Source organism: Levilactobacillus sp. FUA 3915, assembly GCF_044053135.1.
GTDB lineage: Bacteria > Bacillota > Bacilli > Lactobacillales > Lactobacillaceae > Levilactobacillus > Levilactobacillus lanxiensis.
In genome coordinates this window covers 1,145,790-1,171,196 of record NZ_CP168704.1, presented here as the reverse complement: position 1 = coordinate 1,171,196, position 25,407 = coordinate 1,145,790, and the positions used below count along the sequence as shown (strand labels likewise).

Below are 25,407 nucleotides of genomic sequence, written 5' to 3'. Positions count from 1 at the left end.
GATGATCAAGATTATTTAGGTCGGATTACCGACGTTGACCTTTCACAAACCATGCGAACATCCTTCTTGGATTACGCAATGAGTGTGATTGTTCAACGGGCGTTACCGGACGTGCGGGATGGCTTGAAGCCAGTCCACCGCCGGATTTTATATGATATGCATGAACTGGGGATTACGCCCGACAAGCCATTCCGGAAATCTGCCCGGATGGTTGGGGATGTCCTTGGGAAATACCATCCACATGGGGATTCCGCCGTGTACGAATCCATGGTGCGGATGGCGCAAGACTTCTCATACCGGTACATGTTAGTCGATGGGCATGGGAACTTTGGGTCCGTCGATGGTGATGGGGCCGCTGCCATGCGGTATACCGAAGCACGCCTGAGCAAAATTGCGATGGAAATGCTGCGGGACATCAACAAGGATACGATTGATTTCCAAGATAACTACGATGGGTCCGAACGGGAACCTGTTGTCTTACCATCACGGTTCCCAAACCTCTTAGTTAACGGGGCTTCCGGGATTGCCGTGGGGATGGCAACGAATATTCCGCCGCACAACTTGACCGAAGTTATTAGTGCCCTGCACATTTTGATGGACAACCCAGATGCCAGTTTAGCTGACTTGATGGAGGCTTTACCTGGTCCCGATTTCCCAACTGGTGGGATTGTGATGGGGAAAGCCGCCATTCGCCGGGCTTACGAGACCGGGAAGGGCACCATTACGCTGCGGGCCAAGGTCGACATCGAAGAAGAAAAGAACGGCAAGCAACGGATCGTGGCCACGGAAATTCCGTACATGGTCAACAAGGCTAAGCTGATTGAACGAATCGCTGAATTGGCCCGGGACAAGCGAATCGAAGGCATTACCGATGTCAACGATGAAACCGACCGGACTGGGATGCGTATCGTGATCGATGTTCGTCGTGACGCCAGTGCTGAAGTCATTTTGAACAACTTGTACAAGATGACCTTGATGCAGACCTCATTCGGGATCAACATGCTGGCCATTGTTAACGGGGCGCCAAAGGTATTGGGCCTCAAGGCTATTCTGCAATACTACTTGGAATTCCAACTGGAAGTTATTCGGCGGCGGACGCAGTTTGAATTGAAGAAGGCTGAAGCTCGGGCCCACATCCTGGAAGGGTTGCGGATTGCCCTGGACCACATCGATGCCATTATCACGATCATTCGGCAGTCACAAACGGCCGAGGTCGCTAAGAATGAATTGATGACGCGTTACAGCCTGTCAGATAAGCAATCGCAAGCCATCTTGGACATGCGGTTGGTTCGCCTGACCGGTTTGGAACGGGAAAAGGTCGAGAAGGAATACAATGATGTCATGGCAGCTATCAAGGATGACAAGGAAATCTTGGCATCCAAGGAACGCCAACAAGCCATCATTTACCAAGAATTACTCGATATTCAAAACAAGTTTGGGGATGCCCGTCGGACTGAATTAATGGTCGGTGAAGTCCTCAGCTTGGAAGACGAAGACTTGATTGCTGAAGAAGACGTCGTGGTTTCTTTGACCCACAACGGCTACATCAAGCGGTTGCCAACGTCTGAATTCAAGGCACAAAACCGTGGGGGTAAAGGGGTTCAAGGCATGGGCGTGCACGATGATGATTTCATCGAGCACTTAGTCGCAACGTCGACTCATGACATGCTGTTGTTCTTTACCAACACCGGGAAAGTTTACCGGATGAAGGGGTACGAAATTCCTGAATACGGGCGGACTGCCAAGGGAATTCCGGTCATCAACCTGCTCGGTATCAATACCGACGAGCACGTTCAGGCCGTGATCAACGTGGCTAACCCTGGGAACAATGGCCAACGCGACCTGTTCTTTACCACTGTGCAAGGAACGGTTAAGCGGACGCCAGTTGATGAGTTTGCCAACATCCGCAGCAATGGGCTGAAGGCCATCAACTTAAAGGAAAACGATGAACTGATTGACGTCGACATCATTGATGCCGCAGCCAACATGATCATCGGGACCCATTTGGGTTATGCCGTTAGCTTTGCGTCCCAGGACGTTCGGTCCATGGGTCGTTCCGCTACTGGGGTTCGCGGGATTCGTTTACGCGAGAACGATTACGTCATCGGTGCCAGCGTCCTCAAGCCGGACAGCCACGTGTTTGTCATTTCCGAAAAGGGTTATGGGAAGCAAACGGCTGCCAGCGAGTACCCAATCAAGGGTCGGGGCGGTAAGGGTATCAAGACTGTGAACGTGACCGCCAAGAACGGTCCGTTAGCTGGGTTGACCACCTTGAATGGTGACGAAGACCTGATGTTAGTGACCAACAAGGGCGTTATGATCCGCTTTAGCGGGGCTGACGTTTCTGAAACGGGTCGGGCAACCTTAGGGGTTCACCTGATTCGCTTGGCCGATGACACGGCCGTTGCGACCATGGCGAAGGTTGCCAAGGAAGACGAGACGGCTGATGATGACGCCACGACTGCCGGCGAGACCACTGCACCAGCTGAAGATTCAGCTAGTGACGTGGCCACCACGCCAGTTGCGGACGATAGTCAGGCAACGGCGCCGGATTCCGACGCACCAGAAGCTTAATTAAATTGAACTTTAGAGAGCTCTGCCAATTTGGTGGGGCTCTTTTTGTCGTTGCGGATTATGATTAATTCGGGGTGACTATTTGTATGCATCTAACCAATTATTAGCGGAAGTAGTTAATGCATTTAGTTAGTATCTGTAGAAAATAAAAGACCTAATCATTGCTTATATATCAGCAATCTGATATCAAATATTTAAATAATTGTATATGGTTTAATCTGTTTACTTTCTCCTGTCGTTTTGGTATCTTAGCCTTAATGAGGCTTAACGGAAATTAGACTGGAGGAGAATCATGACGTTTGAAATGGTTGGGAGCTACTTACAAAGGTGTCGGCAACAACGGGGACTGGCGTTGACCGCCCTGGCGACGCGGTTGTGTCCGTTAAATGTGTTGGCGGCCATCGAACAGGGGCAACAGACCCCGAGTGTGGCGCAGCTGACGCAACTCTACCGGCAATTGGGCATCGTGCGTAATCAGCCGTTGCCACAGAGCTACCCCATTCAGCGTCTGCCGACGTTTAGTCAGCAACTGCAGTCTTGGTGGCAAAACCAAAAATACAGCGAGCTGGTGGCCAATATCGCCGCTGGCGACGTGCTCCACCGGTTGACGACGGATACGGATCGGCAGGCCGTGCTGTATTACTATGGCCGGTCGCTGGCCATTATTGGGGATGTCGATGCGGCCGAGCTCCATTTGCGCGCGGGCCTGATGTTCATGACGCCCCAGCACCCGAAGCAGTACCGGTCACTGGACTTGTTGCTGATGGCAGCGGAGAATGCGGTGAGTGTCCAGACGCGTCAGACGCCTAATTTTGACGGGTTTGAACGGGCGTGGACTATTATTCAGCAGGATCGAGTACTGGACAATCCGGCCAATTTACCAATCGTTTACTATCAGCACGCGTAGAGCCTGCTACAGAGGAACGCGCCCGCTGAGGCTAGTCGCGTGCTCCAAGCGGGCATTCAGTGGAGTCAGGAGCAACGGTTAGCTTATTTGCTGCCAGACAGCTACTTGTTGTTGGCGTTGGCTTTGAAGATGGTACCTAGTCAGGTGGAAGCGGAATTATCATAGGGATGAGTGCAACGGGGCGTTTACGTCGAGGGAGGTAAACGCCCCGTTTTTTGGATATGCGGGGCTTTCTGTCATGATAGTTGCAAATTAATTGAAAAAATTTCAAAAATAAAAAAACATTTGGCCTTCTTTTACGGAGTTAACCTATGTAACGTAAGCAACCACCCATCGGTCGGCCCCGATTTGCTTAAGATTGCATTCTATGCTATACTACTAGCTTGTGAGTATCTGGCTTACGCTAGTGTCTCTCCTTGCTTCCACATTGCAGTGGGGGCCTGAAGTCCATAAGGAGGTGTAACATTCATGGAAACTACTAAATACGAAATCACCTACATCATTCGTCCAGATCTTGACGATGCCGCTAAAACCGCTCTGGTTGAACGCTTCGACAAGGTACTGACTGACAACGGTGCAGAATTGATCAACTCGAAAGACTGGTCAAAGCGTCGGTTCGCATACGAAATTGGTGGCTTTAACGAAGGTATCTACCACGTTATCACGTTAAACGCTACTGATGACGCAGCTTTAAACGAATTCGACCGTTTAGCTAAGATCAACGACAGCATCTTACGTCACATGATCGTTAAGCGCGAAGATTAATTTAAACTTTAACTATTGAGAGGAGTTATTCAGCAATGATCAACCGAGTAGTACTTACTGGCCGACTGACACGGGATGTTGACTTACGTTATACCCAAGGCGGTGCTGCTGTTGCCACCTTTACGCTGGCTGTTGATCGGCGGTTCACCAACAAATCTGGTGAACGGGAAGCTGATTTCGTAAGTTGCGTCATCTGGCGCAAGTCCGCGGAAAACTTTGCTAACTTCTTCCACAAGGGTTCCCTTGTCGGAATTGAAGGGCGCATCCAGACCCGGAATTACGAAAATCAACAAGGCCAACGTGTTTACGTGACCGAAGTTGTCGTCGAGGACTTTTCATTCCTTGAACCGCGTTCTCGCAACGCCAACAACGACGGTGGTAACTACAATGGTGGTTCCGCGAATAATGCTCCTCAGCAAAATCAGAATCAAAATGCCAACCCGTACACGAGTGGGAACACAGCTTCGGCTGCCCCAACTCAAAATACGAACCCGAACCCGGTCAACAACAATCAGGGGAACGCTGGGAACAATAACTCAGCCGATCCGTTTGCGAACTCCGGCGATTCAATTGACATTTCAGATGATGATTTACCGTTCTAAACACTAATTATCGAGGAGGGAATTCCACATGGCAGGACAACGTCGTGGCGGCCGTCGCCGTCGGAAGGTTGACTTTATTGCAGCCAACCACATCGAATACATTGATTACAAAGACACTGACTTATTACGTCGGTTTATCTCCGAACGAGGCAAGATTTTACCTCGTCGGGTTACTGGCACTAGTGCCAAGAACCAACGTAAGTTAACCATCGCTATCAAGCGTTCACGGATCATGGGCTTAATGCCTTTCGTCAGTGAAGAAGGTTAATTAAAACCGAAATGAGATCAACTACAGAGATGTGGTTGGTCTTTTTTTATGTCCAACAGATGAAAGTTACAATGTAAATAGGTAACAATCTGCCCAATTCTACAGATTCATGCTAAAATGGCGGGTATGAGGAGATGATGTACATGAGACAACGGGGATTTAAGTTAGGTGTGAGTTTGGCATTAGTCGGGGCGGCAGTCGGGCTAGGCATCGGTCAGCCGGCCACGGCCCACGCGAAGAGTTGGTTAAGTGGGACCACAACGCATCAGTTACTGACGCAGCCCAATGGGGACGCCAATTCACCGAGTCTGTATGCGACCAGCGTGACGACGAAAAAAGCCTATATGTGGAATTTAAAGCACACGAAGAAGATTCATAATCTGAGTAACTATCCGAAGACGTCTTGGTATTTGGTGGGCACCGTCACCAAACCGGGGAAGGGCGTCTACTACCAGGTCACGACCTATGACAAGAAGATTAAGGGGCTGGTCTGGAACAAGTACCTGACGGCCTATAGCCAGAAGACACCGCGGAACTTCAAGAGCGCTGCGGCGTATACGAAATTCATTCAGACCGATCCGTCGCAAAAACTCACGCGAGCGGTTCTGAAAGTCTTTCCCAACGTTCCGTTAGATTTCCAGTTGTCTAAGTACACGGCAACGCGCTTTGATTCATTCCCAACCAGCATTAGTGGCTACAAGAATATTGTACCTGTCAGCACGTTCTCGCTGGATTCAAGCGACTTCAAGAACATTCAAGGATACACCGATGAATTTAACCTGGATTCTAGCAACAAGCTGTACTGGTATTGGCAAGTTACCTACGGCCAACCGGTCGCTGGTCGAATTGCCAAGCTGCAGGAGGCTTTAGCCAGTCAGGGGTGGACCGCCGAAAAGATCGCCAGCCTCGATAGTAGTTGGCGACTGGGCGTTTGCCTCGTTGAAAATGGTCAAATCGCGGTAGTTTTGGCGCAAACGACGAAATAAAATCAAAAAAGCAATGCCTCAGCGTGAGGGGTCGAATCCTTCGCTGAGGCATTGCTTTTCTGTTGCCTAAAATTCCCGATGGCCGCCTAAGTAGACTTGCTTGTCGGCTTGTTTGACGTTGGCCGTGTCCGCCAGCGGATCAGCTTTCAAGACCTGGAAATCAGCAAACTTGCCCACTTCTAGTGTGCCGTATTCCTGGTCGACGCCCAGCAGTGCCGCCGAGTTTAAACTCGAGCACTGGTAGGCCTGCGCTGGGGTCATGCCCACGCGCGTCAACAGGCCAAACTCGTCTGGCGTTAGGTCAAAACCATTGAAGGGGGTGCCGGCGTCGGTCCCACAGGTGAATTTGACGCCGAGCTCGAAGGCCCGTTTCAAATTCACGTAGGTATCGTCCAAAGCGTCGGCACATTTCTTCACTTCCCAGTCCGGAAGCACGCCCTTACCGAAGGCGGGAATCGTCCATTCGGCAATGAGGGTGGGCGTGAGGTAGGTGCCCTGCTTAACCATTTGCCGCGCCTCATCCGCCGTCACGTAGAAACCGTGCTCGATGGAATCGACGCCGGCGTCCAGGGCGTTTTGGATCCCCGGGTTGCCTTCCGCGTGGGCGGCAACTAACCGACGCTTGTGATGTGCCTCTTCAACGGCCGCGTGCATTTCTGCCACGGAGAGTTGCGGGTCTTCCATGAAGTCATTGGGCGTCATGACACCGCCGGTCGCCATGACCTTCACCGTTTCCGCGCCGGCCTTAAAGGCTTGGCGGACGGCCTTGCGCATTTCGTCGGGAGAGTCGACTAGGTAGGCGGCGTGGGGTGCATCCCCGTGGCCCCCGGTCATGGAAAAGGCGCGCCCAGACGTCAGCATGTGCGGCGTATGGGGCAGGAGTCCCTGCTGTTGCAGGCGCTTGAGCTTGACGTCGGCGTCGTAGGTGGTTCCGCACTGTCGTACGTAGGTGACCCCGGATTTGAGGAGTGTTTGTAAATTCTCGTAGGCAAAGACGGCGACCTCGGACTCGGATTGACCGAACTGACCACTGAAGGAGTCGGGACTCAGGGTCACGTGGGTGTGGACGTTGAAGAAACCGGGCATCACGTATTGGCCGCCCAGGTCGACCTGATCATCAGCGGTGGCCGGTGTACCTTGGCCGCGGTCAACTAATTTGTGGGTGTCATTATCAACGGTGAACCAGGCATCAGGCACGTTGTGGTCGCCAGCACCATCGAACAGGGTGAAGTTATGGAAAGTGGTTTTGGTCATAGAAATTCCTCCTAAGATTTAAAGTGCATTTGTTATGGGTTACATAGCTGTTTAATAAGTTAAAAGATTACGGGTTAAGCCAGTATCAGCCGCAGGGGTGGTGAAAATGAGCTTAGCCGTGGGAGTTCCCTTGGTGGGTCCGCCACCTAGGGAACTGATAGCTTTGAGACGTGCTCTTTCAGCTCAAAGTAAGCGCGGAGACCGAACTTTGGCTCCGGGCGTTCGCCCACAGCGGACCGGTCTCATTTTCACCGCCCCGGAGGCAAGGGGGTTACCCCTATTTCCAGTAAGCGTATTGGTACTGCGCCTCGTTTAACAGCGAGTAGTGGAGTCCGCCGACCTTACTGCTGATCAGCTTGGCCTCGGATGGCTGGTAGAGGGGCAGGTAACCCTTGACACTCATTAAGTATTTGTCAGCCTTCATCAGCGACTTGTAGCGAGCTAAGCCGGTCTGACCATCGGCGGTTGCGAGCAGCTGGTTGTAAGTGCTGTCGTTCCAGTTGGTGAAGTTGACGGTATTGCCCTTGGCTGCCAAATTGAGGTAGTCGGAGGCGTCCAACCAGTTAGTCGACCAGCCGGTGAGGTTGAGCTCAAACGTCCCGGCAAAGTCGCGAGCCACGTGTTGCGCGTGGGGGATGGCGGTCGTGGTAACGGTCAGGCCTTTCAGGTTCTTCTCCATTTCGGATTGGAGGTAAGTGCCGACCTTCTTATCGTCATCGGTATCATCCGTCAAGAGATTCAGCGTGACCTTGGTCTTACCGGTCTCCTTCAGGTATTTCGCCCAGTAAGTCTTGGCCTGAGCGACGTTGTGGGGGAGCAGGTTGCCGACTTCCTTGGCCATATCCTGCCCGGTCTTCGGGTTCGCCTGGTCGCCTTGTGGCACGGCGCTCAGGGCTGGCTTGGAACCATCCTGGAGCACCTTATTGGTCAATTGTTTGCGGTCGATGACGGCGGAGATGGCTTGGCGCAGGTTCTCGGAGTTCGTCGCGGTCTTGCGGCTATTGACGTACAGGTAGTTCAAGCGGCCAGTCAAATGGGTATGTAGGCTCGCATCATTACTGTTAGCCCGTACGTATTCACCAGTGACCGTGGTCTCCTGGACCTTGTCGCTCTTAAATAGGTTCGCGGCGGTGTTCACGTCCTTGGTGACGGCCACCTTGACGCGCTTGATCTGAACCTCTTTGGCGTTCCAGTAGTGGGGGTTCTTAACGTAGTGCCAGGTGGCGTTACTGCCGGTCCAACCGACCAGCTTGTAGGGCCCGTTGCCCACGGATTTTGCGGCGCTGGTCCCGTACTTCTGACCATATTTCTTGACGGCGGCCGTGTTCAGCGGGTAATACTTGCTGGCGACCAGGTCATCGAAGTATGGGACGGCCTTGCTCAGCTGAAATTGGAGCTTGGTCGTGCTCAGCGCCTTAACGCCCAACTTAGAAGCAGGTAGGGTGCCTTTTTGGACGGCAGTGTAGTTCTTAAATGCCGAGAGGACACTAGCGTACTGGGCCTTGGTTTTGGGGTCGGCCATCCGTTGGAGCGAGGTCACGAAGTCCTGGGCGGTGACGCGTTGCCCGTTGGCCCATTTGGCATTCTGCTTCAGGGTGAAGGTGTAGGTCTTGCCATGATTAGTGGGGGTGACGACCTTCGTCGCGACGCCGGCCACAATTTTATTGGCTTTGTTATAGGTGTAGAGGCCCTCCATCGTCTGGTAAATGACGCTGGCACTGTTGGTGTCGGTGTCCTTGTTGGGGTCGGCGGTGGCGGGCTCACTGGCCAGCGTCACGTTGAGCGTGCGGTTTTTATTGGTCGTGTGACCAGCCGCGCTGCCACAACCGGCTAGGGATAAGACAGTGAGTAAAGCTAGTGGTGCAGTCCAAACAAAATGTTTCATGTGAAACACCCTCCTAGAATTCAATTGATTAGAACATTAGCGGCGGTGGCCAAACAAAAAGCACCCCTACAGAAAATACTTCTCTGTAAGGGTGCTTGCGCACGGTACCACCTTATTTTTGCGACGCGAAAACGCATCGTCTTGACTATGAACGGCGGGCTTCCTAGGAGTCGAGGCCCAAGGGCTAGGATCGATTGAAGCCGCGACTACTCCCGCGATTCACTGCATTGATAACGGATGCTCCCGGTTGACACTTACTTGGATTTCAGCTAACTGCTCCGAAGGGATGTTCACGGCGACTGGCTTGGCCCGCTCTCACTTTACCGGGCTCGCTGACAAGGATGGTCACTGCTACTGGACTTCATCATCACATTTTCATTTTCTAATCAATTGTTAATAATTGCTAGTTTAGCACCGAAAAATTATTTGTCAACGTGAAAATTTAAATTAATTATTCCGAAGACCATTAAAACTGTTGAATGCCGCCCACGTAAACGCCCTTATCCGCCTGTTTCACAGCGGCCGTATCGGCTAATGGATCGGCCCGGAGCACTTGGAAATCGGCGTGCTTGCCAACTTCAAGGGTACCGTAGTCGTCGGCTACCCCCAAAAGTGTGGCCGAGTTGATACTGGAACACTGATAAGCCTGCGCGGGGGTCATCCCCACCTTGGTGAGCAAACCGAACTCGTCGGGGGTCCGGTCAAAGCCGTTGAAGGGGGTGCCGGCATCGGTGCCACAGGTGAATTTCACGCCGATTTCAAATGCACGCTTCAAGTTGTGGTAGGTGTCATCAATGGCGTCGGCAGCCTTTTTGACCTCCCAATCGGGAAGCACGCCGCGGCCTTTTTCGGGGATGACCCATTCGGCAATTAGTGTCGGGGTGAGGTAGGTCCCCTGGGCAATCATCTGATGCGCCTCGGCCTCGTTAACGTAGAAGCCATGTTCGATGGAGTCAACGCCGGCATCGAGGGCGTTTTGAATTCCGGGATTGCCTTCCGCGTGGGCGGCGACAATACGCCGTTTGTGATGGGCTTCCTCAACGGCCACGTGCATCTCGGGCACGGAGAGTTGCGGGTCCTCCATGAAGTCGTTGGGCGTCATGACCCCGCCGGTCGCCATGACCTTGATGCATTCGGCGCCGGCCTTAAAGGCTTGCCGCACGCCCTTGCGCATTTCGTCGGGGGAGTCGACCAGGTAGGCTGAGTTGCGGCCATCCCCGTGGCCCCCGGTCATTGAAAAGGCGCGTCCGGATGCCATGATGTGTGGGGTGTGCGGCAGGAGCCCGTCGCGTTGGAGCCGCTTGAGTTTGATATCGACGTCGTAAGTCGCGCCACACTGGCGAATGTAGGTGACGCCTGACTTGAGGAGCTTCTGGAGGTTCTCGTAGCCAAAGACCGCGGACTCCGATTCGGACGCACCGAAGCTCCCGCTAAAGGAGTCGGGATTACTAGTGATGTGGGTATGCACGTTGATAAAGCCGGGCATGACGTATTGGCCGTGGAGGTCGACTTGCTCGTCGGTGGTATCGGGGTGTCCCGTGCCGCTGGCCGTGATCTTGCCGGTGTCGGTGTCCACGGTAAACCAAGCGTCCGGCGTGTTTTGATCGCCAGTGCCGTCAAATAGGGTGAAGTTGTAGAATGTTTTTTTCGTCATAGTTTGAGTCCTCCTGAATTTTATGAGTTTTAAGTTTGGTAACGGATTGATGGGATTGATGACGCGGTTTCTTTGGGGGATTGATTACGGTTTAGTCAGTCCTTTTGGGCGGTGATTGACCTAATCTTGTCTTAGGTCGTTAAACGGGTTCTGCGCGTGTCTATCCGGAAACCAGCAGCCTTGGAAACGTGCTACACAAGGCAGGCCCTGCGCTTAGAAAGCCCAAGCACTCTTGGTCGTTTAGGGTTACGGTGTCTTAAATCATTTGACTTGTTCTGCACGTATCTATCCGGAAACCAGCGGCCTTGGAAACGTGCTCCGAGAGCCAGACTCCTGCGCTTAACCCCGGTTCAGTAATCCCCCCAAAGACCGGGGGCATCACTGAGCCGACGTTAATGCTCAGAGTCTAAGCGGCTCTCTCCGCACTCTACTTCCAGTAAGCATACTGATACTGGGCGTCGTTGATCAATGAGTACGTCAAGCCGCCGACCTTGTCGCTGATCAATTTGGCCTCTGATGGCTGGTACAGGGGGACGTAGCCCTTGACGCCCATCAGGTATTTGTTGGCGGTGACCAAGCCGTCGTAGCGCGCCTGGCCCGTTTTATTTTCTGCGGTCGTCAGGAGCTGGTTGTAGGTCGGGTCATTCCAGTGGGTGAAATTGACGGAGTTATCCTTGGCCGCCAAGTCCAGGTAGTCTGAGGCGTCCAGCCAGTTGGTCGACCAGCCGATCAGATTGATGTCAAAGTCGCCGGAGAAGTCGCGGGCCACGTGTTGGGCGTGGGGCAGCGCGGTCGTTTTCACGGTCAGTCCCTTGAAGTGTTTCTCCATCACGGATTGGAGGTAGGTGCCGATCTTCTTATCGTCGTCACTGTCGTCGGTCAAAATGCTAATGGTGGCGGTGGATTTGCCGGTCTCCTTCAGGTATTTCTGCCAATAGCCCTTGGCCTTGGCGATGTCGTGGGGGAGCAGGTTGCCGGTTTCAGTGGCCATATCGCCGCCCGTCTGGGGATTGGTTTGGTCGCCACGTGGAATGGCACTCAGCGCGGGCTTGGACCCGTCCTGGAGCACCTGACTGGTCAATTGATTGCGGTCGACGATGTAGGAAACGGCCTGCCGCAAATTTTCGGAGTCGGTAACGGTCCGTTTGTGGTTGAAATACAACAGGTTCATGCGGCCCTGCAGGTGAGTGTGGAGCTGTTTTTCATTGCTATTGGCCCGGACGTACTCGCCACTGACCGTAGTTTCCTGGACCTTGCCAGCCTTGAATAGGTTAGCGGCCGTCGTTTCGTCCTTGGTCACGGCGACCTTAACGCGCTTGATCTTAACGTTCTTGGCGTTCCAGTAGTGGGAATTCTTGACGTAGTGCCAGGTCGAATTGCTCCCAGTCCAGCCGACCAGCTTGTACGGGCCATTGGCGACGGCCGTGGTGGCACTGGTCCCATACTTACTGCCGTATTTGGTCACGGCGGCGGTGTTCAACGGATAATACTTGCTGGCCAGCAGGTCATTGAAGTAGGGCACGGCCTTGGTCAACTGAATGCGCAGCTTGGTTTTACTGAGCGCAGTGATTCCCAGCTTGGATGGGGCGGCCTGACTGTGTTGTATGGCGCTGTAATTTTTAAACGCCGACAAGAGGCTCGCGTATTGGGCCTTAGTCTTGGGGTCCGCCATGCGTCGAAGCGAAGTCACAAAGTCCTGTGCGGTGACGGGCTGACCATTGGCCCATTTGGCCGTCTTCTTCAGGGTAAACGTATAGGTCTTGCCGTGATTCGTGGGCGTGACGATCTTGGTGGCCACCCCGGGGATGATTTTGTTGTTGCGGCTGTATGTGTAGAGGCCTTCCATCGTTTGAAAAATGACGCTGGCACTGTTGGTGTCGGTATCCTTGTTAGGGTCGACAGTGGCTGGTTCATCGGCCAAAGTGACGTTCAAGGTTTTATTCTTATTGGTTTGGCCCGCGGCACTACTGCCACAGGCACTCAAGGTTATGGCCACCAGCATGGTGACGGAAATTAGCGCTGCAAAATGTTTCATGTGGAACACCCTCCTAGTTTCAATTGCTTAGAAATAGTGGTGGACACAAAAAGCGCCCCCACGGAAAGAACTTCTCCGTAAGGGCGCTGTCGCACGGTACCACCTTAATTTTTACTCGAACGTGAACGGCGACACTCCTAGAGGCCGGTAACCATCAGCTAGGTCCGATGGGCCAGCCAGGTCGCGATTCACTGCAGGGATAACGGTTGCCACCGGTCGGGCTTACTAAATTTCAGCTGACAGTTCAGAAGGGAGTTCGCGTCGTCAGCCTTGACCCGCTTGCACTTAACCGGGCTCGCTAACAAGGACCAAGGACGTTACTAGTCTTCATCATCACTTTTTAATTTTCTAATCAATTGTTAATGATTGTTAGTTTAGCAGGAATCCGACGAATGTCAACGGAAATTTAGCAAAGAGTGACCGCGGAGACAACCGATTTTTGTGGGTGTCTTATAGAAATAACGGCTTAGAAAAAAATATGGATGAACACCGATCGTGCTGTTGCCAAATAATCAAGCCTAATCACTACCGGTTTTTGCCAGTGATTGGTACACTTAAGCCATCTAAATTGAGGAGATGGTTGTCCATGCAATCCCGTTTGATTCCTAGTTTTGCGTTTGAAAATGCCAAGGAGGCGTTGGCCTATTACCAAGACGTGTTCGGTGCGACCGACGTGTACCGCTTCAGTCCCCAACCCGAGCAGGCGCAACAATTTCACCTGCCGGCTGAGGCTGATCTAGACAGCATGACCATCCATGGCGGCTTTACCGTCTTAGGCATGAGCTTTCAAGTGGCAGACAGTTTCCGGGGCCCGGTTCAATCGTCCAATCAGGTCGATATGATTTTAGACATCGATGGGGATGATGCTGCCAGCGTTCAGGCGGCCGAGGACTTTTACCAGCACCTACAGGCCAGTGGCCAGGTCACCATTGACATGCCGTTTGCCGAACAATTCTGGGGTGGCAAAATGGGCCATTTCACGGATAAGTATGGGATTTCCTGGATGCTGCACGTGATGAAATGGAGTCAGATTAAGGACCCCAATAAGTAAGCAAAACGACCGATACCAGTCCCTTTAGCGGGGTGGTATCAGTCGTTTTTAGTTCTAACTATTTGGCGTACCGTGTAATCACGGCCACCAGTGTTTGCGCGGCGTCGGGCAGCCCAACGTGGTCGTTGTAGTAGTCCGCAAACCGGCTATCGGCGGCGTACATTTGGGCCAGGCCACGGTGAGCTTCTGCGGTGTAATTGTTCCACGTGAAACATAACCATTGCTGGTGTAGCGTGAACACCTGTTGCGCTGCCTCACTAGCTAAGTCACCACTGCGGGTCACCGTGCGGAGCGCTTGAAAGAGTGCCTGCTCAGTGGCCTGCATTTGCTGGTAATCGGCTTCGCTCAGGTTGGCAAATTTCTGTTGACTGGTGGCAAAGCTTTTGGCGCCATAACGTTGCCGAACCTCTGGGCCAAATTGCTGGTCGTTCTGGTCTAATTGTGCTTGCTTAAAGGCGCTAAATTTTTCTGTATTGGTCATTTGGGGACCTCCATTTCTAGCCGCTAGGGTGCGGTCTAGGGTATTTAGCAAGGTCGTCAGGTGGTCGCGCTCAGCGGCTAATCGCTGACGTTGGTCGGCTAAGGCGGCTGTTTGCGCTGCTTTAGGCTGAGCCAATAAGTCTTGGATCGCGGTGAGCTGAAAGCCAAAGGTTTGGAAATAACGAATCACTTGTAGCTGGTCCACAGCGGTCTCTGGGTATTCGCGGTACCCGTTCGTGGGATTGCGTTGGGCTGGCAATAGGCCAATTTGATCATAGTAGCGCAGGGTGCGCGGACTCACGCCGGCGAGCTGGCTGAGGGCTTGGACACTGTAGGTCATGCGACCACCTCCTTTTCTTGCCTAAAACCTACTATAGAGGTTGCCGTTACGTCAAGGTCAAGCACTTATTTACGCTAATCAATCACCCGCACCGCTCGCGGATTCGCGGTTACATAGCCACCCGGTACGCGGTAGCGCCGCGGGCTGGGTTTACTTAGGTCGTGGGGGTGCGCGTAGGACCAACCCAGAACCTTTAGCCGCCGTCCCGGTCGGTAGGTTTGCCGCCGCTCCGTGAGATTTGCCGTGCCGTAGCGGGTCACCCGAGTTTTAGTCTGAATGTGGGTGGGCGATACGAGTTTCCCGGCCCGGATGAGCTGACGATTGGCTGTTATGTAGGTCCCATTGGCGAGCTGCAAGCGCGTCGTGAGATGGCGGTGCTGGATGGCGACCACCTTGAGGACGCTCCCCTGGGCGTAGTGGATGACCGGATTGGCGGTCGTCAGATGGGGTTGCGAGTGCGCATCGATTCCGGCCGGATCAATCACCGTAATCTGGCTAGGCGCCGTTCGATAGTAAGCCGCCGTCACGTAGCCGGTGCTGGCCGTGATGTAGCCCGTTTGCCCATCCGTGCGACTCTCATGATTGATGTCCCGCACGCGGTAACGGCGGCGTCCAGCGTGAGATTTGGTTTCGCCAATAATGATAAATAGCGGCCGATTAGCTCGCGGCTGTTGGACGTATCTGGCTTGGCGCTCCTTGACCCGAAAGGTCGCGTGGCGGTAGAGGTAGAGTGACTTGATGGCGTAAACGACCCGGGGTTGGAAATGCTGGGGATGTTGCTTGGCAGCGGCCTCTTTCCGTGGCGGCTGCGGGTGACTGGTCGTGGTGGGGCCTGGAGTTGGGGCGGGGTTGGCCGGTAGCTGAGGTGTAGGTCTTGGTTTCGGAGCCGGCTTGACTGGCACGGGGGCCTTCGCCCATTTCAGTCGGTAATACTGGAGGCTGTCGGTTAGCAGGATGCTGCCATCGGCGTAGTCGATCGGGGCCGCTTCGGAATAATTGGCGTATGTATGCTTAGGCATGATGATGAGCCACTTGGTCTTGGGATAAATGCCACTCACCAGGGCATCCGTGCCGTCCAGGGTCAAGGCTTTGGAGACATTGTTATAAACCTTCAGGCTATTTTGGATGGGCTCGCCGTCAAGTCCCTTGACCCGCGCCGGTAGACGGACGATTGTTTCGGGAGTGAACGTGGCGGGATCAATGTAGGTGACTTTCTGTTTGAAGTCGACGTACTGGCCGATTCCCAGGACATTGACCTTGCCAAATTTTCTGAAATAGGAGAAGTCGGTGATCCGCTGGTTACTAATGGTCAGGTTCGTGCGGCCGTCCTGATTGTGATATTTTAGACTGCTAAATTTGCTAAGAAGGGGGTCTAGCAGGTGAATGTCCGCATCGGTCAATCCGGCATAGTTCGTATAGCCGCTAATCCCGGTGAGACACAGCTGACGGGGAAAGGTCGACGGGTCTTCCAGAATGTTCACCTGGTTGAGGGCGGTGAAGTCGGTGTTGTGCATGCCATCCTGAAAGACAGTCAGACTGCCCGAGACCGGAACCCCGGCCAGTGGCGCCCAGGAGACGCGTTTAGCAACATCAAACTGAAGAGTGACGCCAATGCCGGTGGGTAATTCGCGTAGACTCTCGAGACCTTCTAGGGAGGTAGCGACTAGAGAACTCGTATAGTCGCTGATATCCGGTTGAACACCGCGGTAGTGGCGGATATCCCCGTACGTGACGGGGCGGCCCTCAGTGCTGAAGGCTTTGGCAACCAACGCGGCTAGGTTGGCATCCGCGAACGCGACGGGGTCCTGATCAGCATGGGCGGGACTAGGCACAGTCTCGGTTGCTTCCGTTTCAGCGGCTAGCACGGGACTGGGGAAGATGACTGGCATCCCGCAGACTAGGGTGAGGGTCGTGAGACTTGCCCAGAATAGCTGTTGGCAATGACGATGTGCTTCCATGACGTGCTCCCCCCAACTGAGCCAATTAGCTGATTCTTCAGTCGGGGTAAGTATAGCATGTTAGAAAGATGTTTCCTAAAGAAAAATGCACAAATGGTTTAATGTGTGCGGCTGATAATTTGAGCATAAATTTGGCAAATACGCTGCGATAAGAAAACTGATAAAAATATAAAAATCCTTATATGGCTGGGGTAATCCAGATTAAGATGAAATGGATACGATTGAATGATTTTAGAAATTGTCAGGTAGAATAGTTCCACGTATAAAACTAAAATCACTGCGTTAGTAATCATCCAATTTCAATCTTCCTCGGGTAATCTATCACAACACCCAACGTCCTTGTCCCCAGAAACACCGCATTCCCCACGCCCAAGTAACCCAACGCCCCGTTTCCCATGAAACACCAAGCCCAGAACGACTTTTCACCATCCCTAAGAATCCGAACCCAACGCCGCCATGCCGGGGTTTCATCCAAGACCGTTGTTTTGTACTGACCCCGAAGTGTGATAAAATAAGGGTATTATTTGTAACTTTCTGACCCCGTCAAAATGATGCGGGTAACCATAACTTTTTAAGATGAAACAGATGAGGAGCAAGTATGAATAAAATATTTTCACGAGACAACGTGCCCGAGTTTTTGCAGAATCGGCGCCTACGGGGAATCGCGGTACTAACGGCGGTCTTGGCCATTCTGGGTATCGTGTTGTCGTTCCTGTTGAACTGGATCTTCGGGATCGTGATTCTGGTGCTGGTGGGAGTGGCCACACTATTTCTGTTCAATACCATGGCAGAGATTGGCGCGGACACCACCCAGTACATATCCGACCTGTCGTTTCGGATTCAACAGGGCGAGCAGGAGGCGCTGATTCGGATGCCGCCTGGTGTCATGATTCTGGGCGACACGGATCAGATTGAGTGGGTCAACCCGTATCTACAACACTACTTTGGCGATACGGATGTGTTGAACCGCACGTTAAGCGACGTGGATGCCGACTTGGCTAAACTCGTGGCGACGACGCCACCGCAGACCATGACCACCGTGAGCTGGCGCGACTACCGCTTTACGCTGTACGTCCAACCGGATTTTCATGCGGTCTACCTCTACGACATCACCCACTATCAGTTGATTCAGGAACAGTACGACGACGAGAAAATTGCCATCGGCCAGGTCTTCTTGGATAACTATGATGAAGTGACGCAATCAATGACCGACCAAGACATTTCCAACCTGCGAAACTACGTGACCAATGAGCTATCGGCCTGGGTCCAACAGTTTGACATGTACCTCAAGCAACTGGACGACGACCACTACTTCGTGCTGGCCTACGCCAAGTCGTTGGCGGCCATCGAAGCGGATAAATTTAAAATTCTCGACACCATTCGGGAGAGCACGTCTAAGCAAAACTTCCCGTTGACCCTGAGTATGGGAATTGCGTACGGCGATGCCAACCTGAATAAGCTGGCCGACCAAGCCCAGAGTAACCTGGACCTGGCGCTCGGCCGGGGTGGCGACCAAGTTGTCGTCAAGGCCGCCGACCAAGAAGCCCGCTACTATGGTGGGAAGACCAACCCGATGGAGAAACGGACGCGGGTCCGGGCGCGGATGATTTCACAAGCCCTGCAAGAGCTGATGAACGAATCCGACCAGATCTTCGTTCAAGGTCATACCCAACCGGATATGGATTCGTTGGGGGCCTGCCTGGGGATTCGGCGGATTGCCAAGATGAACAACAAGACCTGTTGGATCGTCCTCGACAAGGAAACCGTCCACTCCGACGTGCAGCGCTTGCTGGATAATTTGAAAGCCTATCCGGACGTGGATGCGGCCATCATTTCACCAGAAGAGGCGCTGGAGAAGGCGACCGACCAGAGCATGCTCTTGATGGTCGACCATTCCAAGCCGTCCATTTCTATCACGGCCGACCTGTACAAGCGCCTAGAGAACCGCGTGATGATCATTGACCATCACCGGCGGGGCGAAGAATTTCCCGAGAACCCGTTGCTGGTCTACATTGAACCGTATGCCAGCTCGACTTGTGAGTTGATTACTGAAATGTTTGAGTATCAATCACAAGAGGGGGAGCCCATCAACAAGCTGGAAGCCACGGCGATGTTGACCGGGATCTTCGTTGATACCAAGCACTTCTCGCTGCGGACCGGGACCCGGACGTTTGACGCCGCCAGTTACTTGCGGTCTGCCGGGGCCGACGCCATTGAGATGCAACAGTATATGAAGGAAAACGTCGATAGTTACCTGCAACGCAATCATTTGATTGAAATGGTTGAGTTCGTGAACGAGGACATGGCCCTGATCACCGGTGAAGAGGATCAAACCTATGACCCCGTTACCGCGGCGCAAGCGGCCGACGACCTGCTGAACATGTCCGGCGTGGATGCGTCGTTCGTGATTACCCGCCGTGCAGACGGTCGGGTGGGGATTTCTGCCCGTTCGCTAGGTGAAATCAACGTGCAGCTGACCATGGAAGCCATGGGCGGTGGCGGTCATTTGTCCAACGCGGCGACCCAAATCGCTGATAAGACGGTGGCCGAGGTTAAGCAACAACTGTTAGATATCCTGACCCATGCCGATGAGCCCGAGCCAGCAACGACTTAGTTAATTGCTTCTCGCCAGTAGGTAGCGTAGGATAATTATTAGATATGTAATAAGTGAGGAGTGAACGACGTGAAAGTTATTTTTGTCAAAGACGTTCGCGGTAAAGGCAAGCGCGGGGAAATCAAGAATGTTCCCGATGGCTATGCCCAAAACTTCCTGATCAAGCGGGGGCTGGCTAAGGAAGCCAACCAATCCGCCATGAGTCAGTTAAGTGCCGAACGTAAAGCGGAACAACGCCGTGAGGCCGAAGATTTGGCCGAAGCGCGCGACTTGCAAAAGCGGTTAGAGGCCGACAAGACGGTCGTTGAAATCGTGGCAAAGGCTGGGGAAGACGACCGGTTATTCGGGTCAATTCCTAGCAAGCAAATTGTTCAAGCCTTGCAAAAGCAATTTGATTTAAAGATTGATAAGCGTAAAGTTGAACTCCCAGAACCGATTCGGACGCTGGGCTTCACCAACGTACCCGTTAAGCTACACAGTGATGTGACGGCTAAGATTCGGGTTCACGTGGTCGCTAAGCAAAAATAAGCGATTACCTAATTGAAAGTCGATGAAAGGCCACCTGATTGGGTGGCCTTTTTTTCAGGAATGGAATCGGCGGCTTGCCAGTCGATTCGGAAAAGGAAGTCGTTAGCATGCTCAGAAAAATAGTCACTAGTCTCATTGGTGTTTATGGTATTTTGTTTACGGCGTATTTGGGTTTTTATTTTGCGTGGAATGCGCAAGCCATTGATTTTCACGATAGCCCCGCCATCAGCAATGTGCCCCTGGGATTTTGGGTGGTCGGTGCACTGGTGGTGACCGTTAGCTTGGTGTCCCGCAAGTTGAAAATTTTCGGGCTGGTTGCGGCAGTCGTCGGAATCATTGCGATGATGGTGTTTGACCATTGGTTCGATGACTTCGGGGTGATTGGCATCAACTATTTAGTTTTGGTGGCGCTGACGGCGGCTGTCACGTGGCTGCCGCGCCGCTCGGCTACGAAGGGGTGAGGGCCAGATGCTCACGAAATTAAAAGCGCGTTGGCACAAAATTGGACTTGCTCGAAAAATAATCGAGATCATGGTGGCGGTCATGCTGTTGCTCTCGACCAGTCCTAGCTTGGCGGTTCGGTTTTCAATTTTGAACGACGCGGAACCAGCTGTGGCGGTGTCTTGCCATCCCAAGTATGACCCGGATAGTGCGACCATTTTACCAGGCACGGCTATTGGCAAATGGGTCTTTCCGACCTATACGATTTACCCGCAGCGTTACACGGGCTTTTTCCATGAGGACACCGGGACGTCTATCGTGGATTTTCAAATCTACCGGATTTTAATTTTTAATGTGGCGTTACCGCAGGTGTCTCCGGGTCCGTAGAATTCGCCGAAAAAAGCCACACTAAAATCCACCGACTTCTCGCATTCCATGGTAAAATGGAACTCTAGTTTGTCGGGGATTTTCTTTAAAGAGGTAAATACTAAGCATGGATAATAACGTTCTAACAGATCACACACCACCACAGAACCTCGAAGCCGAAAAGGCCGTCCTCGGGGCGATCTTTTTGAGCGCCGACGCGTTGGTGGATGCGCTGGAATACCTGGCCCCAGAGGACTTTTACCGCCGGGAACATCAGATTATTTTCCAAGCGATGATGGATTTAAACGACCGGGACGAGGCCATTGATGTGGTCACGATTACCGACCGGTTAACGTCTAAAAATGAGCTGGATGACGTCGGTGGCGTGACCTACATTGCCGAACTGGCAGGGTCCGTGCCGACCGCAGCCAACGCGACCTACTACGCGAAGATCGTTCAGGAGAAGGCCATCGTGCGCCGCCTGATTCAAACGGCCACGAACATTGTTACCCAGGGTTACCAACAGGACGAAGACGTTGCCGACATGTTAGACAACGCCGAAAAGGACATCATGAGTGTGGCGGAGACCCGGAATCAAACGGGATTCAAGCCAATTCGTGACGTGCTGAACAGTTCCTTTGAAGAGATTAACAAGTTGTCCGAGCAGGGGGATGCCATCACGGGTCTCTCGACGGGCTATGCCGAGCTGGACAAGATGACGACCGGTCTGCACGACGATGAATTGATGATTCTCGCCGCCCGGCCAGCCGTCGGGAAGACCGCCTTTGCCCTGAACATTGCGCAAAACGTGGGGACTAAGACCGACAAGACCGTCGCCATTTTCAGTTTGGAAATGAGTGCCGAATCGTTGGTCAACCGGATGCTCTGTGCGGAAGGTTCCATCGACGCTAATCACCTGCGGACGGGGCAATTGTCCGAAGAAGAATGGCAAAACCTCATCGTTGCGATGGGCAGTCTGGCCAAGGCTAGCATTTATATCGACGATACCGCCGGGAATAAGATTACGGAAATTCGGGCCAAGTGTCGGCGATTAGCTAAGGAAAAAGGGAATCTGGGCTTGATCGTGATCGATTACCTTCAGCTGATTGAAGGGACCAACCACGAAAGCCGGCAACAAGAAGTTTCCGATATTTCACGGCAACTGAAGAAGCTAGCCAAGGAGTTGCACGTGCCCGTTATTGCGTTGTCCCAGCTCTCTCGGGGCGTGGAACAGCGGCAAGACAAGCGGCCCGTGCTGTCCGATATCCGTGAATCCGGGTCAATTGAACAAGATGCCGATATCGTTTCGTTCCTGTATCGTGATGACTATTACGAGCGGGACGGCGACGAAGACGGTGGCGGCAACGACAGTGATCCTCGTGACGAGGGTGACCAAGATGTCGGGGAAGTTGAAGTCATTATTGAAAAGAACCGGTCGGGTCCACGGGGAACCGTTAAACTGTTATTCGTGAAGTCGTTTAACAAGTTCTCGTCAGTGGCTTACACGCCGGATCAATAGAAATAGCGTCTTGAAGGGGTTGTGGACAGTCGTGTTCCGCAGCCTTTTTTGCTGCCTTAATGAATAAATGCATAGATATGTGCATAAACGACAAAATTCGTCCCCCACGGAACGTGGTATGCGTGGAAAATGTCAAAAGTAGTTAACCAGCAAAGCCCTTGCGCCCCTAAGGATTCACCCAGTAACATCGTCAAGCCGGTTAAAATTCATAAGAGTGTGCCAGAAAGTTCACAGTTTCATCATATTTTCCCATTAGTATATGAAGCATAGAAGTTAACCAATCGGTTGCTTCTACCAAAGATTAACAATCTTTTTTCATGTACTCCTCCTCCCCTGGAATAATGAAAAAATAGTTAACGTCATTCTTATAATAGTGACGTTACCCCTACTCCGATGACCATCGCTTTCCCCGAGCGGTGGTTTTTTTTGTGCTTTTTTCCGCGCCTCCGGGCTGGTGAAAATGGGCCGTGACGCTGTGGCATTCGTTCCCGGCGGCGGGCTCAAAGCGCCCTGCTGTGGGGTCGGTTCCAGCCTGAGGGGCGGTCTTCCACCTCAACTTTGCGCCTGAGAAGCGGTCGCAAAGGTTGTCCCATGCTCTAAGCAGAGAGAATCGCTCTGCTAAGACCATCGACACAGCTGGTCACTAACAGCCACCTCGTGACCCATTTTCACCAGCCCTGCGGCTGACACTGGTTCGGGGCAACCACCGCTCGGGGAATGGGTGGGGTCATTGTTGATTGTTTATTTTGAAAGTAAGCGGCAGAAAAGTCATCTAAACCAAAAAAAACAAATCCCGATATACCAACCAGAAATGGCGGTATATCGGGATTTTTGTCGTTAGTTCAGATTTAGAATGTTTCACATGAAACATTATTTAAATGACGTCAAATCAGAATTGACCGCTACGCGTTTTCGTTAGCGCGGAGCCGGCCGCCGAGTTGCCAGAAGCTGCTAGGCATATCGGACATGTTTCGGACATCATCGGGGCCATCTGCCGTTACGGTGGCCGTGCCTTCGAAGCTCATTTTCAACCATTCGCAGGAATGCTGAACGGCCTGGGTGATGCCCAGTGCCTTGGTTTGTGGCTCGTCGGCGCCTACGACTAGGAGGTAAACGTGCTTGTGACTGAAGTCAAAGTCGTTGGTATAGCTGTCAAACCAGCGGTCCATGAAGACCTTGAGCTGGCCGGTCATGGCGTACCAGTAGACTGGCGTGCCCAAGACAATGTCGTCGGCTTGAGCAAAGGTAGCCATCAGTTGTTCGTAGTCATCGGTCAAATCTTGTTGCGGCTGATCGGTGTCCCTTTGGTCGTGGACAAAGTTCAGTGGATGTTCAGCAAGGTTTACGGTGTCGTGTGGAATATCCTGTAAAAAGCGTTCGCCTAGGGCCACGGTATTGCCGTGTAGTCGCGGACTGCCATTAATAAATAAAACGGTCATGTCGGATCACTCCTTTGGTTTCAGTGTACGAGAAATATGGGGGAAAAACAATTAATTGGCGAGTGAGTATTGTCTTCAAGAGGGTGGTAGTTATGGGGATAGTAATCGCCTGTCAGGAAGGGCTAAATGTGTGAAATCAGGTTACACTGGAAAGTCAGCCTGAAAATGAGGCTGGCGCGTGTGGGCTAAACGCGTGTTAGCCGCAGGGATGGTGAAAATGGGTGGTTAATGTCAGTGACCAGAGGTGGGCCAAGATGGCCGGCTGTGTCGGTGGTCTTAACTGAGTGATTTTCTCAGTTTAGAGCACGGGACGACCTTGGAAACTCGCGAACTTCAGCGAGGTTTCAAGGCGAGGTGGCGGACCGTTTCTCAGGCCGGAACCGGTCCCCACAGCAGGTTATCTTGAGCCCACCGGCGGGAACGAACGTGACCATCCGTATTTTCACCGTCCCGGAGGCGGTGGCAACGCCCAGTTTACCCCGCACCAGCTTCATTTTCTGCAAAGCGTATGCTAGAATTAATCTAATTGAATTTTAATCTTTGAAAGAAGGCGGCTTATGCGCGAGATTCGCTTGCGGTGGTTGCTGCTGGGTGCCTTGTTCAGCAGTATCGGTATGAGTTTCATTTGGCCGTTGACCACGATTTACATGCACAACCGACTGGGGGCGTCGTTGACCGAGGTCGGGATTGTTTTACTGTTATACTCTTCCGCGAACGTGGTGGGGAGTGTGATTGGGGGCCGACTGTTTGACCGCCTGAACCCGTATTACCTCACGTTAGGAGGCATCAGCGTGTCGCTAGTCACCCTGGGAACGCTGATTTTCAGCCACAGCTGGCCGGCGTTTCCGATTGCTCTGGTCTTCTTGGGTCTGGCTTCCGGCTGGACGCTGACGATGGTCAACTCCTTGGGGACCACGATTCACAGCCGCGACGGACGATACATTTTCAACATGCTCTACTTCGCGCAAAACCTCGGGGTGGTGCTGGGAACGGCGCTAGTCGGCTTTGTCTATAGCACCAGCGTGACGCTACTCTTCGTGATTGCGTTTAGCCTGTTCATCTGCTTCTTCACGGTCGTTTTGACCTGCTACCACGCGCCAGCCGTGATGCAACGGCAGGTGGTGACCAAACAAGCCCAGGACGTGACGATTGCCGTGCCTAATCGACGCATCATGGCGACATTTTTTATCTCGTTGATCATTATCTGGGTGATGTACGAACAGTGGGTGTCCAACCTGTCCGTTTACATGACGGGGATGGGCATTCCGATGCGTGAATACAGCCTGTTGTGGACGATCAATGCCGGCTTGATTGTGGTGTTCCAGGCGCTATTAAATTGGCTCGCCAACTTCTTTAGCAATCTGTATCTCCAGGTCTACGCCGGGATTTTCTTCGTGGCGTTGTCGTTTGTCACGCTCATCTTTGCCAAGGACTACCTGCACTTTGTGATTGCGATGGTTATCCTGACGATGGGCGAAGCGACGGCGTTTCCGGCCATCCCGGCGATCGTTAACGGGTTAACGCCCCACGCGGTCAAAGGGAAATACCAAGGCATGGCCAATGCGTGGGCCAATGTGGGGAAGGCATTTGGCCCACTCTTTGGCGGTCTGGTGATCGACCACGGATCCTACACGCTCCTGTTTATCATCGCGGCGGTCGCCAATCTGTTGATTCTGGGGCTAAATGGCGTCGTGATTCACGCCAACCAACAGAATGTGGAAACTTATAAGTAAACTGCTTG

General features: G+C 52.7%; 20 protein-coding genes. 13 read left to right on the top strand and 7 right to left on the bottom strand.

The window, feature by feature from the left end:
• The first annotated feature begins 51 nt into the window (after window positions 1–51).
• The 6 genes from gyrA (at window position 52) to ACEPST_RS05615 (ending at window position 6,102) form a co-directional block, all read left to right on the top strand.
• Complete coding sequence (gene gyrA / locus ACEPST_RS05640; protein ID WP_203646681.1) at window positions 52–2,574, top strand: DNA gyrase subunit A; 2,523 nt, start codon at window positions 52–54, stop codon at window positions 2,572–2,574.
• Between the two features lie 292 nt (window positions 2,575–2,866).
• On the top strand, window positions 2,867–3,481 hold the full coding sequence (locus ACEPST_RS05635; RefSeq protein ID WP_395390567.1) for a helix-turn-helix domain-containing protein: 615 nt from the start codon (window positions 2,867–2,869) through the stop codon (window positions 3,479–3,481).
• Window positions 3,482–3,949: 468 nt separating this feature from the next.
• Window positions 3,950–4,246, top strand: a complete 297-nt coding sequence (gene rpsF / locus ACEPST_RS05630) for a 30S ribosomal protein S6 (protein ID WP_203640007.1) — start codon at window positions 3,950–3,952, stop codon at window positions 4,244–4,246.
• A 35-nt stretch (window positions 4,247–4,281) separates the two neighbouring features.
• A complete protein-coding gene (gene ssb / locus ACEPST_RS05625) occupies window positions 4,282–4,848 on the top strand; it encodes a single-stranded DNA-binding protein (protein WP_204120635.1) in 567 nt (188 codons plus the stop codon).
• 28 nt (window positions 4,849–4,876) lie between these two features.
• A complete protein-coding gene (gene rpsR, locus ACEPST_RS05620; protein ID WP_048733694.1) occupies window positions 4,877–5,116 on the top strand; it encodes a 30S ribosomal protein S18 in 240 nt (79 codons plus the stop codon).
• 143 nt (window positions 5,117–5,259) lie between these two features.
• On the top strand, window positions 5,260–6,102 hold the full coding sequence (locus ACEPST_RS05615; RefSeq protein WP_204120634.1) for a hypothetical protein: 843 nt from the start codon (window positions 5,260–5,262) through the stop codon (window positions 6,100–6,102).
• Between the two features lie 66 nt (window positions 6,103–6,168).
• Here ACEPST_RS05615 and ACEPST_RS05610 read toward each other — a convergent pair whose 3' ends face one another.
• From ACEPST_RS05610 to ACEPST_RS05595, 4 genes are all read right to left on the bottom strand, one after another.
• Complete coding sequence (locus ACEPST_RS05610) at window positions 6,169–7,356, bottom strand: metal-dependent hydrolase family protein (RefSeq protein WP_204120633.1); 1,188 nt, start codon at window positions 7,354–7,356, stop codon at window positions 6,169–6,171.
• A gap of 277 nt (window positions 7,357–7,633) precedes the next feature.
• On the bottom strand, window positions 7,634–9,241 hold the full coding sequence (locus ACEPST_RS05605) for a peptide ABC transporter substrate-binding protein (RefSeq protein WP_204120632.1): 1,608 nt from the start codon (window positions 9,239–9,241) through the stop codon (window positions 7,634–7,636).
• Window positions 9,242–9,707: 466 nt separating this feature from the next.
• The gene (locus ACEPST_RS05600; protein ID WP_204120631.1) at window positions 9,708–10,895 is read right to left on the bottom strand and encodes a metal-dependent hydrolase family protein; all 1,188 of its coding nucleotides are present in this window, start codon (window positions 10,893–10,895) and stop codon (window positions 9,708–9,710) included.
• A 427-nt stretch (window positions 10,896–11,322) separates the two neighbouring features.
• Window positions 11,323–12,930, bottom strand: a complete 1,608-nt coding sequence (locus ACEPST_RS05595) for a peptide ABC transporter substrate-binding protein (RefSeq protein WP_204120630.1) — start codon at window positions 12,928–12,930, stop codon at window positions 11,323–11,325.
• Window positions 12,931–13,516: 586 nt separating this feature from the next.
• On the opposite strand from ACEPST_RS05595, the gene ACEPST_RS05590 reads away from it, so the two are divergent.
• Window positions 13,517–13,981 carry a VOC family protein gene (locus tag ACEPST_RS05590; RefSeq protein WP_204120629.1) on the top strand — a complete coding sequence of 155 codons (465 nt, stop codon included), beginning with the start codon at window positions 13,517–13,519 and terminating at the stop codon, window positions 13,979–13,981.
• 58 nt (window positions 13,982–14,039) lie between these two features.
• Here the strand turns inward: ACEPST_RS05590 and ACEPST_RS05585 are convergent, their stop codons facing one another.
• The gene (locus ACEPST_RS05585) at window positions 14,040–14,801 is read right to left on the bottom strand and encodes a MerR family transcriptional regulator (protein ID WP_204120628.1); all 762 of its coding nucleotides are present in this window, start codon (window positions 14,799–14,801) and stop codon (window positions 14,040–14,042) included.
• 74 nt (window positions 14,802–14,875) lie between these two features.
• Complete coding sequence (locus ACEPST_RS05580) at window positions 14,876–16,759, bottom strand: DUF5776 domain-containing protein (protein ID WP_204120627.1); 1,884 nt, start codon at window positions 16,757–16,759, stop codon at window positions 14,876–14,878.
• Window positions 16,760–17,357: 598 nt separating this feature from the next.
• Here ACEPST_RS05580 and ACEPST_RS05575 point away from each other — a divergent pair.
• The 5 genes from ACEPST_RS05575 to dnaB all read left to right on the top strand — a co-directional run bounded on the left by ACEPST_RS05575 (window position 17,358) and on the right by dnaB (window position 22,227).
• Window positions 17,358–19,373, top strand: a complete 2,016-nt coding sequence (locus ACEPST_RS05575) for a DHH family phosphoesterase (protein WP_125764946.1) — start codon at window positions 17,358–17,360, stop codon at window positions 19,371–19,373.
• Between the two features lie 69 nt (window positions 19,374–19,442).
• A complete protein-coding gene (rplI, locus tag ACEPST_RS05570; RefSeq protein ID WP_125764948.1) occupies window positions 19,443–19,901 on the top strand; it encodes a 50S ribosomal protein L9 in 459 nt (152 codons plus the stop codon).
• 107 nt (window positions 19,902–20,008) lie between these two features.
• On the top strand, window positions 20,009–20,362 hold the full coding sequence (locus ACEPST_RS05565; protein ID WP_204120626.1) for a hypothetical protein: 354 nt from the start codon (window positions 20,009–20,011) through the stop codon (window positions 20,360–20,362).
• A 7-nt stretch (window positions 20,363–20,369) separates the two neighbouring features.
• A complete protein-coding gene (locus ACEPST_RS05560) occupies window positions 20,370–20,729 on the top strand; it encodes a hypothetical protein (RefSeq protein WP_395390565.1) in 360 nt (119 codons plus the stop codon).
• A gap of 106 nt (window positions 20,730–20,835) precedes the next feature.
• On the top strand, window positions 20,836–22,227 hold the full coding sequence (gene dnaB, locus ACEPST_RS05555) for a replicative DNA helicase (RefSeq protein WP_204120624.1): 1,392 nt from the start codon (window positions 20,836–20,838) through the stop codon (window positions 22,225–22,227).
• A 902-nt stretch (window positions 22,228–23,129) separates the two neighbouring features.
• Here the strand turns inward: dnaB and ACEPST_RS05550 are convergent.
• Window positions 23,130–23,666: a flavodoxin family protein gene (locus ACEPST_RS05550; RefSeq protein WP_204120623.1), complete on the bottom strand. Its 537-nt coding sequence runs from the start codon at window positions 23,664–23,666 to the stop codon at window positions 23,130–23,132.
• A 557-nt stretch (window positions 23,667–24,223) separates the two neighbouring features.
• Here ACEPST_RS05550 and ACEPST_RS05545 point away from each other — a divergent pair.
• A complete protein-coding gene (locus ACEPST_RS05545) occupies window positions 24,224–25,399 on the top strand; it encodes an MDR family MFS transporter (RefSeq protein WP_204120622.1) in 1,176 nt (391 codons plus the stop codon).
• The last annotated feature ends 8 nt before the right edge of the window (window positions 25,400–25,407 follow it).

What these genes read in the sequence shown, in the direction of transcription:
- ACEPST_RS05590 (WP_204120629.1), top strand. Translation starts at nt 13,517, where the DNA reads ATGCAATCCCGTTTGATTCCTAGTTTTGCGTTTGAAAATGCCAAGGAG.
- ACEPST_RS05580 (WP_204120627.1), bottom strand. Translation starts at nt 16,759, where the DNA reads ATGGAAGCACATCGTCATTGCCAACAGCTATTCTGGGCAAGTCTCACG.
- ACEPST_RS05575 (WP_125764946.1), top strand. Translation starts at nt 17,358, where the DNA reads ATGAATAAAATATTTTCACGAGACAACGTGCCCGAGTTTTTGCAGAAT.
- ACEPST_RS05585 (WP_204120628.1), bottom strand. Translation starts at nt 14,801, where the DNA reads ATGACCTACAGTGTCCAAGCCCTCAGCCAGCTCGCCGGCGTGAGTCCG.
- ACEPST_RS05595 (WP_204120630.1), bottom strand. Translation starts at nt 12,930, where the DNA reads ATGAAACATTTTGCAGCGCTAATTTCCGTCACCATGCTGGTGGCCATA.
- ACEPST_RS05600 (WP_204120631.1), bottom strand. Translation starts at nt 10,895, where the DNA reads ATGACGAAAAAAACATTCTACAACTTCACCCTATTTGACGGCACTGGC.
- gyrA (WP_203646681.1), top strand. Translation starts at nt 52, where the DNA reads ATGCGAACATCCTTCTTGGATTACGCAATGAGTGTGATTGTTCAACGG.
- ACEPST_RS05615 (WP_204120634.1), top strand. Translation starts at nt 5,260, where the DNA reads ATGAGACAACGGGGATTTAAGTTAGGTGTGAGTTTGGCATTAGTCGGG.
- dnaB (WP_204120624.1), top strand. Translation starts at nt 20,836, where the DNA reads ATGGATAATAACGTTCTAACAGATCACACACCACCACAGAACCTCGAA.
- ssb (WP_204120635.1), top strand. Translation starts at nt 4,282, where the DNA reads ATGATCAACCGAGTAGTACTTACTGGCCGACTGACACGGGATGTTGAC.
- ACEPST_RS05545 (WP_204120622.1), top strand. Translation starts at nt 24,224, where the DNA reads ATGCGCGAGATTCGCTTGCGGTGGTTGCTGCTGGGTGCCTTGTTCAGC.
- ACEPST_RS05610 (WP_204120633.1), bottom strand. Translation starts at nt 7,356, where the DNA reads ATGACCAAAACCACTTTCCATAACTTCACCCTGTTCGATGGTGCTGGC.
- ACEPST_RS05635 (WP_395390567.1), top strand. Translation starts at nt 2,867, where the DNA reads ATGACGTTTGAAATGGTTGGGAGCTACTTACAAAGGTGTCGGCAACAA.
- ACEPST_RS05565 (WP_204120626.1), top strand. Translation starts at nt 20,009, where the DNA reads ATGCTCAGAAAAATAGTCACTAGTCTCATTGGTGTTTATGGTATTTTG.
- rpsR (WP_048733694.1), top strand. Translation starts at nt 4,877, where the DNA reads ATGGCAGGACAACGTCGTGGCGGCCGTCGCCGTCGGAAGGTTGACTTT.
- rpsF (WP_203640007.1), top strand. Translation starts at nt 3,950, where the DNA reads ATGGAAACTACTAAATACGAAATCACCTACATCATTCGTCCAGATCTT.
- ACEPST_RS05560 (WP_395390565.1), top strand. Translation starts at nt 20,370, where the DNA reads ATGCTCACGAAATTAAAAGCGCGTTGGCACAAAATTGGACTTGCTCGA.
- ACEPST_RS05550 (WP_204120623.1), bottom strand. Translation starts at nt 23,666, where the DNA reads ATGACCGTTTTATTTATTAATGGCAGTCCGCGACTACACGGCAATACC.
- ACEPST_RS05605 (WP_204120632.1), bottom strand. Translation starts at nt 9,241, where the DNA reads ATGAAACATTTTGTTTGGACTGCACCACTAGCTTTACTCACTGTCTTA.